We start from the raw sequence: 12819 nt of genomic DNA on the forward strand, positions 1-12819 counted from the left end.
TTCCGCCCGCCGACGCCGCAGGACTGTGACTCAGTCGCAAGGGAACCGCAACCTTTCGAAGAGTCTTCCAAAGCGCTTTGGCTTCGCCGATCTCGCCATTGAATCGATCAGGAGTCAAGAGGGCCTGCGGACTAATCGATTTAATTGCCTGCAGCCAGGGCTCGAAAAAGTGCGTCGCAACATGCTTTTTTGGCAATGCAACAGCAATTCTTGTTTCAAACCCAGCCCCGGCACGCTTATGGTCTCTGCGATATGGCCGCGTCGCGGACGGTAGTTGGGTCGATTCAATCTAAAAGCGCTTTGAGGCGGGGAGGCCTCTCGTGAACCTCAAGCAACTTGCGCATATGCTGGCGCTTTCGCAGACCACGGTTAGCCGGGCGCTGAACGGCTACCCCGAAGTCAACGAGGAAACCCGCAGGCGCGTCATGGACGCCGCCAAGCGCCACGGCTATCGCCCCAATCCGAGCGCGCGCCGGCTGGCCACGGGCAAGTCCGGAATGATCGGCTATGTCCTGCCGACGGGTGCGGCCGTCGACATCGACCCGCACTTCGTCGAATTTCTGTCCGGCCTGGGCGACTATGCCCGCTCGCACGAACTCGACCTCGTGTTGTCGCCGGCTGATGCCGACGATCAGGAGACGACCTACCGGCGTATCGTCGCCAACCGGCAGGTCGACGCCGTCTACATCTCTTCGCCCAGGCCCGCCGACCGGCGCGTGGCGCTGGTCAACACGCTCGGCATTCCTTTCATCGTCCATGGCCGCAGCGAGGGTTTCGATTTCGACTATCCCTATCTCGACATCGACAATGAAGGCGCTTTCCACGAGGCGGCCCGGCTGCTCGTCCAGCTCGGCCATCGGCGGCTGGCGCTGATCAACGGCGATGACAGGGAAACCTTCGCCATTCACCGCGAGCGCGGCCTGCGCCGGGCGCTGGCCGCGAGCGGCCTGACATTGGGCGATCGCCATGTCTGCTCCGTCGTCATGACCGAGGAGAATGGCTATCGCGCTGCCCGGCGCCTGCTCGAACAGGACGGCGCGCCGACGGCAATCGCCTGCTCCAGCCTGATCATGGCGCTCGGCGTCGTGCGCGCGGTGCGTGATCTCGGGCTCAGCATTCCCGGCGACGTCTCGCTGATTGCCCATGACGACGTCTTTCCCTGGCTGAAGCCGGAGAATTTTTCCGTGCCGCTGTCCACGACGCGCTCGTCGATCCGGCTGGCCGGCGCACGCATTGCCGAGCGGCTGGCGGCACGCATATCGGGGCTGGAGGAGGGCGCCCGCGGCGAGGTCTGGCCGGTCGACCTGGTGGTGCGGGGGTCCGTGGCTGGCGCGCCTGCCTAGCCCGCGGATTTGAGATGATCGATGAAGGCGCGCAGCTTCGGCAGGACCTGGCGCTTGCCGGGATGATAGAGGAAGACACCCGGCGTCGTCGCCGAGAGGCCCTCTAGAACGGGCTTTAGTTTTCCCTGGGCAATCGGACCCTCGGCAATGGGTCGAGGCGTTTGCGCCAATCCAACGCCTTGCATCGCGGCCCCCAGCAATGTCGGATAGTCATGCGCGATCAGCGGGCCCGAGACGATCGCCTCGATCGTTTCGTTGCCGTCGACGAAGGACCAGGGCGCGATGGCGCCGTTCGAGCGGCGCAAGCGCAAGCAGGCGTGGTGGCGGAGATCCTCGACATGCGCGGGATAGCCATGGTGCTCAAAATAGTCCGGGCTGCCGACGAGGACGAAGCTGAACGGCGGCGTCAGCCGCACCGCGACCATGTCAGGCGCGACGAATTGGCCGAGGCGGATGCCGGCGTCGAACCCGCCGTTCGCGAGATCGACCATCTCGTCGCTCGCGGCGATCTCCAGCTCGATCTCGGGATAGGCTCGGCAGAACGACGCGATCATCGGCTCCAGGATCAGCGGCACGACGGCCCGGGGCACGGACAGGCGTAGCAGTCCGGTTGGCCGCTGGCCGACATCTCGGGCGGCTTCGCCGGCCGAGACGAGTTCTTCGAAGGCAGGGCCGGCGCGGTCAAGAAACCGCTGACCGGGCTCGGTCAAGCCGACGCTGCGCGTCGTGCGGACGAACAGCGCGGTGCCCAAGCGCGCTTCCAGCGCGCGCACCGCCTGGCTCACGGCGGACGGCGTCACGCCGAGATCCGCGGCGGCGCGGCGGAAGTTGCGGTGCCTGGCGACAGCCAGGAACGCCTCGACGCCCTCCAGCGCACCATGACGGACTGTGTAGTTCTGCTTCATAGGTCGTTGTGATTACAGGGGATAGTCGAATTATGGAAGCGGGCTTAGGTAGTAGGTCGAAGCACGGAGACATCTTGCAATGACCAATGAACTCGATGGGGTGCGCGACCATTATCGCGCGACCGGCCTGACTGAGCGGCTGAAGACCGTACTGGCCGCCCTTGGTCCAGCGGACCAGCTTCTCACGCCACAGCAATTGGGTACCCTCGACCAGTTTCACACGCGTGGGCTTGCTGCCACCGCCGAGCTTGCCCAATTGGCAGGGGTCGCCGCCGATATGTCGGTCCTGGACGTCGGCTCGGGCATCGGCGGGCCGGCGCGCTTTCTGGCTGCGACCTATGGCTGCCGGGTTACTGGCGTGGACCTCAGCGAGCCTTTCGTGGAAGCCGCACGCTATCTGACCGAACGCACGGGACAGAGCGGGCAGCTGTCGTTCCAGACTGCCAATGCCCTGGAGCTTCCGTTCGACGACGGCCGTTTCGACATCGTACTGCTGCAGCACGTGGCGATGAACATCTCCAACCGGGCGCGGCTCTATCACGAGACCAGGCGCGTGTTGAAGTCAGGCGGCCGGTTTGCCACCTTCGACGTCGCATTGGGCAAGGGTGAACCGCACTATCCGCTCCCCTGGGCACGAATGCCGGCGACGAGCTTCCTCCTGACAGCCGACGCGACGCGCGCGGCGATCGAAGCGGCCGGCTTCCGCGTGCTCGCATGGCAAGACGACACTGAGGCCGCCAGAGCCTGGTTCGCGCAACTGCGCGCATCGGGGCCGCCGCCTTCGCCAAATCTCGGCGTGGTGATGGGGCCGGACTTCGCCGAGCTTACGACCAACCTGGGTCGAAATCTCATGCAGGGCCGGCTCGGCATCCTGACCGCGGTGTTCGAAGCAGTGTGAACCGGCTGTCGGGAAGACCTCAGATGTCCACGGAAGTCCTATTTCAAACCCATCTCGTTCTGGGCTATGTCGCATGGCTGCTTTGCTTCGGCGCGTATATCTGGCCCTGGCTCCGGCAAATGGACCCGGTCGCAGCACAACGCGCCATCGCCACCCTGCACAGCTTCCGCTTCTTCGGCCTCGTCTTCATCCTCCCGGGCGTCGTGGGTTCCAACTTGCCTGCCGGCTTCGCCGCATTCGCCGCCTACGGCGACTTCGCAACAGGGGTGCTGGCCATGCTGGCATTGCTCACGGTGCGGATACCTCGGCTCTTCTGGCCGTTCGTCGTCGCCTTCAACCTTTTCGGGATGGTCGATCTGCTAGTCGACTATTATCATGCCACGCAGCTCGGCCTTCCCGCACACGCGGAACAATTCGGCGCCACCTATGCGATCCCGATCATCTATGTGCCGCTGCTGATGATCACGCACATCGCCGCGTTCTGGTTCTTGGTCCGTCCCGGGCAACGCGCGGCCTGAGCCGTCACGGGCTACTCCTTCGCCGTCTGTGCGGCCTTGATGTCCAACAGCCCAAAGCCGAAATCATTGTCGCGGCCCTTCGGGCCAAGATCCCTGGCGGTGGCGGCCAGTGCCTTCTCGATGTCGTCGGCCGAGCGCTCGGGGGCGGCGTGGATGAGGTTGGCGATGGCGCCGCTGACGATTGCCGCGGCAAACGAGGTGCCCGTGACGACGTCCGAGCCGGCGCCGCTCGGCGCCACCATCTCGACCCCCGGCGCCGAGATGAAGACATAGGCGCCGCGATTGGCCTGCGGCATCAATCCGTCCTTGGCGTCGGTGGCCGTCACCGCAATGACGCCGTCAAAGGCGGCCGGGTAGCCATAGGGCGCCTTCGGTCCGTTGTTGCCGGCCGCCGCGACCAGCACCATGCCGAGTGCGCGGGCATTGCGGCAGGCAGTACCAAGCAGGTCGTTCTTCGGGCCGACGAAGCTCATATTGATGATGCTGACATTCTGGTCCGCCGCCCAGTCGAGCGCCGACAGGATGACGTCCATGGTCGACTTGCCGCCCTCGAAGGCGCGTGCGTGGTAGATCCTGGCGCCCGGCGCCATGCCTTCCAGCGCGCCGACGCCGGCAATCAGCCCGTCGACCGAGGTGCCGTGATCGCGCTTTTCGACCGGCACGCCGGGCATCGCATCGAACTGCACGGCGATGACGCCGGCCAGAGCCGGATTGGTGTCGTCGATGCCGGTATCGATGACGGCGACACGGACGTTTTCGCCACTGGCCTGTTTGGCGTCGAGCGCGATGCGGTCGAAGGCATAATTGACGATGCCGGCCGCCTGCTGCAGCGAATAGATATGGTTGGGCTCGCGGCGCTGCGTGCGGCCGTCGGCGGCAAGCTGCGCCAGCACGACGCCGACCGGGCGGCCGTCGGGAATGCCGAAGCGCACCAAAGTCGTGCCAAGCAGCCGGGACTGGCGCTGCGAGCGCACTTCGAGGCCGAAGGAGGCGGCGATCTGCTGCACGGCGCCGGCACCGCCATCGAGGGTCACCAGCACCTCGTCGGGCACGAACTCGCCGGTCACGGCACGCGGCGGCTGAACGGCGATGAGATCGGTCGGCGAGACGATCGCTCCGCCCGACGGCGGGCCGGCCTGGTTGCCTCCAGCTGGTGCCGCGGGCTCCGGCCGTGGTGTCGGCACCGGTGCCGGGGGAGCGGCCGGGTTGGGGAAGAGGTCGACGATCAGGGCGGGCAGAAAAACGGCGCCGGGCTCTGCCGCACCCGACCCGCCCTTGGCGCCGCCGTCCTTGACGCAGTCGGCTGCCGTCGCATTGGCCTCGTCGCTACAATCGATTTTCGCCCGGTCCGGATTGGTGGCGTTGGTCTGCGCCGACGCAGGCACGGTGACGATTGCCATCGCCGCCAAAGCAATTCCAAGAAAAGTGCGTAGCGGTTTTCTCGGGAAAAGCGCAAAGCGCTTTCCCTTGGGAATTGCATCAAAACAAGAAGATAGAGCAGTCCATCGTTTTCGCGAAACGGTGAACCGCTCTCGCATTGCCGCAAATCGAATGACCGCCTTAGCCGCCATCAACGGGCTTCCTTCCCTCGATCACGGTCTCCGCGAAAGGCTGGGCTGCAATAAGGCCGCGCGCCTTCTCGTAGTCGGCGGCGGTCGTCGCCGGAATGGCGAGCCTGAAGACGCCGTCGGCGGTCGGACCACCGATGATCTTGAGCTTGTTGGTGTCGAGGAAGACGGCAATATCGGCCATCCTGGCGTCCGGCTTGAACTTGACCAGGGCGAACGGCATCTTCGCCAGATCGTCTTCAGTGCCGGCGATCTCGAAATTGCCGCCCTTGCCGCTTGGCTGCACCAGCGATTGCACCGCGATCAAGGCCAGCAGGACCGCGGCCGTCGCCCAGGCGACGCCAGCCGGCACCGCCATGAAGCGGTCCCAGGCCCGCGCCAGCCAGGACGCGCTTGCCGGCGCCCGAGTCGGCCCTGCCTCCGCGTCCAGCGCCTTGGCGAAGCGGCTGAGCGCATCGGCCGGTGGACGGATCGCCTCGTTGGCGGCGGCCGTGCCGGAGAACTCGGCTTCCGCCTCGCCAAGCGCGGCAAGTGCCGCGGGATCGTTGGCCAGCCATTCTTCGATGGCTTCCAGATCCGAACCTTCGAGCGAACCGTTCAGGTAGAACGGCAGCAACGTTTCCATTTCGTCGCGGCGCGACATCTTTTCAGCGGCGCTCATGGCCACCCCCTGTCGTAACCGGCGGCCTTCAGGGCTTCGCCGAGTTTCTTGCGGGCATAGAACATCCGGGTCTTGACGGTCGCGACCGGGATGTCGAGCACCTGCGCGATCTCGGTCACCGATTGCCCTTGATAATAGGCGAGGTCGATCACCGTGCGGTGCTCCTCGGGCAGGGCGTCGATGAGGCGGCGCAAGGCGGCCGCCTTGTCCTCCTTCATGGTGACGACCTCGGGCGTATCGGCGCTGTCGGGCACCGCGGCGGCGGCCTCGTCGTCGATCCAGTCTTCCTTCTTCTTGCGCAGCAGCGAGAGCGCCTTGAAGCGGGCGATGCCGAGCAGCCATGTCGAGACTTCGGAGCGCCCTTCGAAGCCCGGCGCCTGGCGCCACAGTTCGAGGAACACCTCGTTCGCGATATCGTCAGCCATCATTTCCGATCCCGTCTGGCGCGCCACGAAGCGGTAAATCCGCGCGTGGTGACGCATGAACAGGAGCCGCACGGCAGCCCGGTCGCCCTTCGCGACCCGGTCGACAAGCGCGCGATCGGTCTCCGCCGCCGCCGTCATGGCCGGTTGAGCCGCCTGGCCCCTGTCTGCTCTGTCGCCGATCGGTCCAAAAAGGTTCATCCTCCGCCAAGGAATTTTCGGAGGCTATCCGAAGAAAGTTTGTCTTGCCAGAGCCGCGCATTTTTCCTTCTCCCCTTGTGGGAGAAGGTGTCGCCGAAGGCGACGGATGAGGGGTGTTCCAGCGGAGTGAGGCGTTGGTGTTTCCTGGAACACCCCTCATCCGTCTCGGCGCTCCGCGCCGATCCACCTTCTCCCACAAGGGGAGAAGGGAAGATCGCCGCACTAATCCAAAAACGGCTTGGCCTTCATCGTCTCGGGTATTGCCACGCCCAGCCGCTTCAGCACGGTCGGTGCAAGCTGCAGCTGGTCGAGCAGCGTGTCGGCCTGCGGTCCCTTGCCGGCGCCGAAATAATAGAGCGCGAAATCCTGCATCTCGTCGTCATGGCCGCCATGGTGGCCACGGTCGGTCTGGCCGTGGTCGGCGGTGACCATGACCTCGTAGCCGGCCTCGATCCAGCCCGGCAGGAAGGCCGCCAGCATGCCGTCCATGGCGTAGCAGGCATAGTCCATCTCGTGGCAGTCATGGCCGAAACGGTGGCCCATCGAGTCCAGCGTGCAGGTGTGCAGGATGCCGTAGTCGATGCCATGGCGCCGGGTGAGCATGGTAAGCGTCGCGAACAGGTCGACATCGCTCGGCGTCATCTGGTTCTTGAGATTGTAGCCGGTCATGGTGTGGAAGCGGCCATGCGTGATCGGCCCACCAGGCTCATCATACTCCATGTCCTCGACGAGGTCGAACGGGTAGGAGCGGAAGAATTCGGACCAGTAGGAATGGGTGACCGCACCTGTCTTGCCGCCGGCCTTGCTGACTTCCGAGAAGATGTCGGGCTGCCCGACGCGAAACCGTTTCTCGTTGGACAGGATGCCGTGCACCTGCGGCGACACGCCGGTGTGGATCGAGGCATAGCAGCAGGCCGAGGTCGACGGCAGCACCGAGCGCATCTTCCACACCCGCGCCTCGCCCGACTGCACCCAGCCTTCGAGATTGCCCATCAGCCGGCGCCAGTTCCGGTAGGGAACGCCGTCGAGGATGATCAGCAGAAGCTTGGATCGGATCGCCACGGGCTGCTCCATGCGATTGTTTGTTGAAACGAGTGCGCCGCGTGTCGTCAGGACACGCGGCGCTTTTCACTATGAGAGGGATGTCAGGCGTTCAGCCAGCACTCGGCGAGCGCGTAACCATCCATCATTTCGCCGATCGGGCTCTTGGCGAAGCCGCCGATCTTGTTGGTGGCGGCGGCGTCGATGAACTGGTTGAAGAACGGCACGATCAGGCCGCCTTCGTCGCGCATCAGCACCGCCATGTCGTGGTAGATCGCCTTGCGCTTGTCCTGGTCGAGCTCGCCGCGCGCCGCAAACAGCATCTTGTCGAACTCCGGCCGCTTGAAGCGTGTGTCGTTCCAGTCGGCGGTCGAGACATAGCCGGTGGAGTACATCTGGTCCTGCGTGGCGCGTCCGCCCCAATAGGAGAGCGAGAAGGGCTGCTTGTTCCAGACTTCCGACCAGTAGCCGTCGCCCGGCTCGCGCTTGATCTCAATCTTGATGCCGGCCTTGGCGGCGCTCTGCTGGTAGAGCTGGGCTGCATCGACGGCACCAGGGAAGGCGACATCGGAGGTACGCAGCAGGATCGAACCGCTGTGGCCGGACTTCTTGTAGAGCGCAGCCGCCTTTTCCGGGTCGAACTTGCGCTGTTCGATGGCGGTAAACAGGGGATAGGCCTCATTGATCGGGAAGTCGTTGCCGACCGAACCATAGCCGCGGAGGATCTTCTCCAGCATCTCGTCACGATCCATGGCGAGCTTCAGCGCCATCCGGAGATCGTTGCTGTCGAAGGGCGCCGTGTCACAGAACATGTTGAACGGATAATAGCCCTTGCCGGACGCATTCTCGATGCTGACGCCGGGAATGCGCTTGACCAGGTCGACGACCTTTGGCTCAACGCGGTTGATCATGTGGACCTGGCCGCCCTGCAGCGCGGCCAGACGGGCCGTCGCGTCATTGATGACGACGATCTCGACCTGGTCGGCATGGCCGGCCTTGTCGCCCTGCCAGTAATTGGCGAAGCGCTCGCCGCCATGGCGAACGCCCGGCTGGTTGACGGTCACCTTGTAAGGCCCGGCGCTGATGCCGGCATTCGGGTTGTCCTTGCCGCCATTCGGCTGGATGACGAGGTGGTAGTCGGCCATCAGATATGGGAAGTCGGCATCGGCGTCGCCGAGCGTGAAGATAACTTCCTTGCCGCTCGCCTTGACGCCCTTGATGTTCTTGAGAATGCCGAGCGCGCCCGACTTCGATTTCTCGTCGGCATGGCGCTCGATGGTGGCGGCGACGTCCTCGGCGCCAACCGTCTTGCCGTTATGGAATTCGATGCCGTCGCGAATCTTGATCGTCCATGTCTTGGCATCCTTGGAGGCGCCGATATCCTCGGCGATCAGGTTCACCAGTTTGTTGTCGGGGGTGAGACGGACAAGATACTCGCCCCACTGCTTGCCGAAGCTGAAAGTGACCTGGCTGAGGTTCAGCGCCGGGTCGAGGCTGTTGGTCGATTCACCGCCTTGCAGGCCGGCCTTGAGGATGCCGCCCTTGACCGGGCTCTGCGCGAAGGCTTTCCCGGCCAGCGTCGTTGCCAGCGCGGCGGACACGCCAAGTGCCGCTGTGCGGCCAAGAAAGTCGCGACGCGATATCCGGCCCTGGCCAGCGAGTTCAGCGAGATGGTCGAGTTCAGTCTTCATGTCCTGCCCCTTGTTGAAAATAACGTCACACCAGTGGCGCCCGTCCGGAGGACGTGTGGCGCCCTAGTGCTGCATGCGGATGACGGCCGCCATCTCCCCGGCTGGCGGCAGCTGGCTGATTAGTTCCCCGCGCTGGCCATGCGCCGCCCCTTGATCGCCTTTTCCAACCAGCCGATCTCCATCTCCGGAACAGACGACAACAACAGGTCGGTATAGGCGTCGAAGGGCGGTGTGAGCACCTTGCTCTTGGAGCCGTAGCGCACCACTTCGCCGCGATACATCACCGCGATCGAATCGGCGATCGACTTCACCGTCGCCAGATCGTGGGTGATGAACAGGTAGGCGACCTTTTCGTGCTGCTGCAGGTTGAGCAGCAGCTTGAGGATGCCGTTGGCCACCAACGGGTCGAGAGCCGATGTCACCTCGTCGCAGATGATCAGCTTCGGCTTGGCGGCGAGCGAGCGGGCGATGCAGACGCGCTGCTTCTGGCCCCCCGAAAGCTCGGCCGGATAGCGGTCGACGAAGCCCTTGCCCATCTCGATCTCGTCGAGCAGCTCGGCCACACGCCGGTCGCGTTCCCTGCCGCGGATGCCGAAATAGAATTCGAGCGGCCGGCCGATGATGGTGCCGACGGTCTGGCGCGGGTTCATCGCCACGTCGGCCATCTGGTAGATCATCTGCAACTGGCGCAGATCCTCCTTCGGCCGGTCGGCAAGCCGGTTGGCCAGCGGGCGCCCGTCGAAGGTCACATTGCCCTGCTCGGGCGGCAACAGGCCGGTGATGGCGCGCGCCAGCGTCGATTTACCGGAACCGGATTCGCCAACCACGGCCAGCGTCTGGCCCGGATAGATGTCGACCGAAACGTTCTTGAGCACTTTGACCTGGCCGCCGCCATAGGCGGCGGTGACGTTCTTGACCGACAGGAACGGCGTCGCGCCCGGATTCTGTTCGGCATGCTCGATCTCGTGCACCGAGACCAGCGCGTTGGTGTATTCCTGGCGAGGCTCCTTGATGATCTGGCGGGTGCCTCCCCATTCGACCAGCCGGCCGTGGCGCAGCACCATGATCTCGTCGGAGACCTGGGCGACGACGGCAAGGTCATGGGTGATGTAGAGCGCCGCCACATGCGTGTCGCGGATGGCGTCCTTGATCGCCGACAGCACGTCGATCTGCGTCGTCACGTCGAGCGCTGTGGTCGGCTCGTCGAAGACGATCAGGTCGGGTTCGGAGCACAGCGCCATCGCCGTCATGACGCGCTGCAGCTGGCCGCCCGACACCTGGTGCGGAAAGCGTTCGCCAATGGTTTCCGGATTGGGCAGGCTGAGCTTCTTGAACAGCGCGACGGCCCGCTTCTCGGCCTCCGCGCGGGTTGCCGTGCCATGCAGCAGCGTGGCTTCCACAACCTGGTCCATCAGCCTGTGCGCCGGATTGAAGGCGGCTGCCGCCGATTGCGCGACATAGCAGACCTCGCGGCCGCGCAGCTTGCGGAATTCGTCCTTGCCGCCCTTCAGGATGTCACGGCCGTTGAGAATGACTTCGCCGCCGGTGATGCGCACGCCGCCGCGGCCGTAGCCCATCGACGACAGGCCGATCGTCGACTTGCCGGCGCCGGATTCGCCGATCAGGCCCAACACCTTGCCCTTCTCCAGCGTCAGCGACACGTCGTGGACCAGCGTGATGGTCTTCGGCGCCTCACCAGGCGGATAGACCGTCGCCTCGATGCGCAAATTGCGGATGTCGAGCAGGGGAGTGGACTTTGCCTTGCCGTCAGCCATCAGCCGCGTCCTCCCTTCAGGCTTGTCGTGCGGTTCAGTACCCAGTCGGCCACTAGGTTGACCGAGATCGCCAGGGCCGCGATCGCGGCCGCGGGAATGAGCGCGGCGGCGATGCCGAAGACGATGCCGTCCTTGTTCTCCTTGACCATGCCGCCCCAGTCGGCGTCTGGCGGTTGCACGCCGAGACCGAGAAAGGACAGCGTCGACAGGAACAGCACCGCGTAGATAAAGCGCAGGCCGAGCTCGGAGACCAGCGGCGACAGCGCGTTGGGCAGGATCTCGCGGAAGATGATCCAGGCGCTGCCTTCGCCGCGCAGCTTGGCCGCTTCGACATAGTCCATGACGTTGATGTCGACGGCGACTGCGCGCGCCAGGCGATAGACGCGCGTCGAATCGAGAATGCCCATCACCAGGATCAGCGTCACCAGGTTGGTCGGCAGCACGGAGAGCACGACCAGGGCCATGATCAGTGTCGGGATCGACATCAGGAGATCGACGAGGCGGGACAGGATCGTGTCGAACCAGCCGCCGAACACAGCCGCCGAAAAACCCAGTATGGCGCCGAGCGAGAACGACAGCGCGGTGGCCAGCACGGCGATGAACAGGGTGATCCGGGCGCCGTAGATCATGCGCGACAAGAGATCGCGGCCGAGATTGTCGGTGCCAAGCCAATGCGCTGCCGACATCGGTTCCCAGACGTCGCCGACGATCTCGGCATTGTCGTGGGGCGAAATCCACGGCGCGAGGATCGCCGCGAGCACGAACAGGGCTGTCAGCACCAGGCCGATCAGAGCGGGGATGGGGATGCGTTTTATATCGAGCATGCCCGCCCCCTCACTTTGGATGTCTGAGACGCGGATTGGCGACGATCGCCGCAATGTCCGCGATGATGTTGAGGCTGATGTAGACGGCGGCGAAGATCAGGCCGACCGCCTGCACCACCGGCACGTCGCGCTTGGTGACGTGGTCGACCAGATACTGTCCCATGCCGGGATAGACGAAGATCACCTCGACCACGACGACGCCGACGATGAGATAGGCGAGGTTCAGCATGACGACATTGATGATCGGCGCGATGGCATTCGGGAAGGCGTGCCTGCGGATGACGGAGAAGGCTGAAAGCCCTTTGAGTTCCGCCGTTTCGACATAAGCCGACTGCATGACGTTGAGGATCGCCGCACGCGTCATGCGCATCATGTGCGCGAGCACTACCAGCGTCAGCGCCGTGGCCGGCAGCGCGATGGCCTGCATGCGTTCGCCGAAAGGCATGCCGTCATAGACAGTCGAGATGGCGGGAAAGATCTGCCATTTCACCGCGAAGAAATAGACCAGGAGATAGCCGATGAAGAATTCCGGGAACGAGGTAGAGGCAAGCGCCAGTCCGGAGATCAGCTTGTCGACCCAGCCATTGCGATAGCGCACCGCGATCAGCCCAAGGATGATTGCCAGCGGCACGGCCACGATCGCCGCCCAGAAGGCGAGGAACAGCGTGTTCCACAGCCGGCCCTTGATTGAGGTCGCGATATCCTGCCCGCTCGACATCGCCGTGCCGAGGTCCCCGGTCAAGACGCCGCCGAGCCAATGGAAGTACCTGATATAGGCGGGGTCGTTCAGTCCAAGCTGCTCGCGCAGATTGGCGAGCGACTCCGGTGTCGCCGATTGTCCCAGAATGGCTTGCGCGACGTCGCCGGGCAGGATTTGCGTGCCGGCAAAGATCAGGACCGAAATGGCCAACAAAAGGAGGATGCCCAGCGCGATGCGCTGGGCGATTAGTTTCAGGATGGGTGAAGACATAT

12 protein-coding genes are annotated in these 12819 nt (G+C 64.4%); 3 read left to right on the forward strand and 9 right to left on the reverse strand.

Annotated features, from left to right (window positions below):
- Positions 1 to 320 precede the first annotated feature (320 nt).
- Positions 321 to 1343: a substrate-binding domain-containing protein gene (locus tag EN850_RS11460; RefSeq protein WP_135921741.1), complete on the forward strand. Its 1023-nt coding sequence runs from the start codon at positions 321 to 323 to the stop codon at positions 1341 to 1343.
- Here the strand turns inward: EN850_RS11460 and EN850_RS11465 are convergent.
- Positions 1340 to 2248, reverse strand: a complete 909-nt coding sequence (locus EN850_RS11465; protein WP_136091266.1) for a LysR family transcriptional regulator — start codon at positions 2246 to 2248, stop codon at positions 1340 to 1342. The genes EN850_RS11460 and EN850_RS11465 overlap by 4 nt on opposite strands.
- Positions 2249 to 2327: 79 nt before the next feature.
- Between EN850_RS11465 and EN850_RS11470 the strand changes: the two genes are divergently transcribed.
- The gene (locus EN850_RS11470; RefSeq protein WP_136091267.1) at positions 2328 to 3146 is read left to right on the forward strand and encodes a class I SAM-dependent methyltransferase; all 819 of its coding nucleotides are present in this window, start codon (positions 2328 to 2330) and stop codon (positions 3144 to 3146) included.
- Between the two features lie 23 nt (positions 3147 to 3169).
- Positions 3170 to 3664 carry a hypothetical protein gene (locus EN850_RS11475; protein WP_135917019.1) on the forward strand — a complete coding sequence of 165 codons (495 nt, stop codon included), beginning with the start codon at positions 3170 to 3172 and terminating at the stop codon, positions 3662 to 3664.
- A gap of 11 nt (positions 3665 to 3675) precedes the next feature.
- On the opposite strand, the gene EN850_RS11480 is transcribed toward EN850_RS11475, so the two are convergent.
- From EN850_RS11480 to EN850_RS11515, 8 genes are all read right to left on the reverse strand, one after another.
- Positions 3676 to 5064 carry a S8 family serine peptidase gene (locus EN850_RS11480; protein ID WP_136091268.1) on the reverse strand — a complete coding sequence of 463 codons (1389 nt, stop codon included), beginning with the start codon at positions 5062 to 5064 and terminating at the stop codon, positions 3676 to 3678.
- Between the two features lie 160 nt (positions 5065 to 5224).
- On the reverse strand, positions 5225 to 5893 hold the full coding sequence (locus EN850_RS11485) for an anti-sigma factor (RefSeq protein ID WP_136091269.1): 669 nt from the start codon (positions 5891 to 5893) through the stop codon (positions 5225 to 5227).
- A complete protein-coding gene (locus EN850_RS11490; RefSeq protein WP_127275725.1) occupies positions 5890 to 6456 on the reverse strand; it encodes a sigma-70 family RNA polymerase sigma factor in 567 nt (188 codons plus the stop codon). Before EN850_RS11490 ends, EN850_RS11485 begins: the two co-directional genes overlap by 4 nt.
- 282 nt (positions 6457 to 6738) lie before the next feature.
- Positions 6739 to 7578, reverse strand: a complete 840-nt coding sequence (locus EN850_RS11495; RefSeq protein ID WP_127275726.1) for an alkaline phosphatase family protein — start codon at positions 7576 to 7578, stop codon at positions 6739 to 6741.
- A gap of 83 nt (positions 7579 to 7661) precedes the next feature.
- Positions 7662 to 9248, reverse strand: coding sequence for an ABC transporter substrate-binding protein (locus EN850_RS11500; protein ID WP_135862476.1), 1587 nt, complete (start codon positions 9246 to 9248; stop codon positions 7662 to 7664).
- A 119-nt stretch (positions 9249 to 9367) separates the two neighbouring features.
- Positions 9368 to 11023: an ABC transporter ATP-binding protein gene (locus tag EN850_RS11505; protein WP_127275727.1), complete on the reverse strand. Its 1656-nt coding sequence runs from the start codon at positions 11021 to 11023 to the stop codon at positions 9368 to 9370.
- Positions 11023 to 11847, reverse strand: a complete 825-nt coding sequence (locus tag EN850_RS11510; protein ID WP_127275728.1) for an ABC transporter permease — start codon at positions 11845 to 11847, stop codon at positions 11023 to 11025. Before EN850_RS11510 ends, EN850_RS11505 begins: the two co-directional genes overlap by 1 nt.
- Before the next feature lie 10 nt (positions 11848 to 11857).
- Positions 11858 to 12817 (reverse strand): ABC transporter permease, encoded by a 960-nt coding sequence (locus tag EN850_RS11515; protein WP_127275729.1) that lies wholly within the window; start codon positions 12815 to 12817, stop codon positions 11858 to 11860.
- Positions 12818 to 12819: the final 2 nt, after the last annotated feature.

Source organism: Mesorhizobium sp. M8A.F.Ca.ET.207.01.1.1 (genome assembly GCF_004794715.1).
GTDB lineage: Bacteria > Pseudomonadota > Alphaproteobacteria > Rhizobiales > Rhizobiaceae > Mesorhizobium.

Bases quoted from the DNA above. Each gene is read 5' to 3' on its own strand.
- EN850_RS11465 (WP_136091266.1), bottom strand. From the start codon at position 2,248: ATGAAGCAGAACTACACAGTCCGTCATGGTGCGCTGGAGGGCGTCGAG.
- EN850_RS11470 (WP_136091267.1), top strand. From the start codon at position 2,328: ATGACCAATGAACTCGATGGGGTGCGCGACCATTATCGCGCGACCGGC.
- EN850_RS11475 (WP_135917019.1), top strand. From the start codon at position 3,170: ATGTCCACGGAAGTCCTATTTCAAACCCATCTCGTTCTGGGCTATGTC.
- EN850_RS11480 (WP_136091268.1), bottom strand. From the start codon at position 5,064: ATGGCAATCGTCACCGTGCCTGCGTCGGCGCAGACCAACGCCACCAAT.
- EN850_RS11485 (WP_136091269.1), bottom strand. From the start codon at position 5,893: ATGAGCGCCGCTGAAAAGATGTCGCGCCGCGACGAAATGGAAACGTTG.
- EN850_RS11490 (WP_127275725.1), bottom strand. From the start codon at position 6,456: ATGACGGCGGCGGCGGAGACCGATCGCGCGCTTGTCGACCGGGTCGCG.
- EN850_RS11500 (WP_135862476.1), bottom strand. From the start codon at position 9,248: ATGAAGACTGAACTCGACCATCTCGCTGAACTCGCTGGCCAGGGCCGG.
- EN850_RS11505 (WP_127275727.1), bottom strand. From the start codon at position 11,023: ATGGCTGACGGCAAGGCAAAGTCCACTCCCCTGCTCGACATCCGCAAT.
- EN850_RS11510 (WP_127275728.1), bottom strand. From the start codon at position 11,847: ATGCTCGATATAAAACGCATCCCCATCCCCGCTCTGATCGGCCTGGTG.
- EN850_RS11515 (WP_127275729.1), bottom strand. From the start codon at position 12,817: ATGTCTTCACCCATCCTGAAACTAATCGCCCAGCGCATCGCGCTGGGC.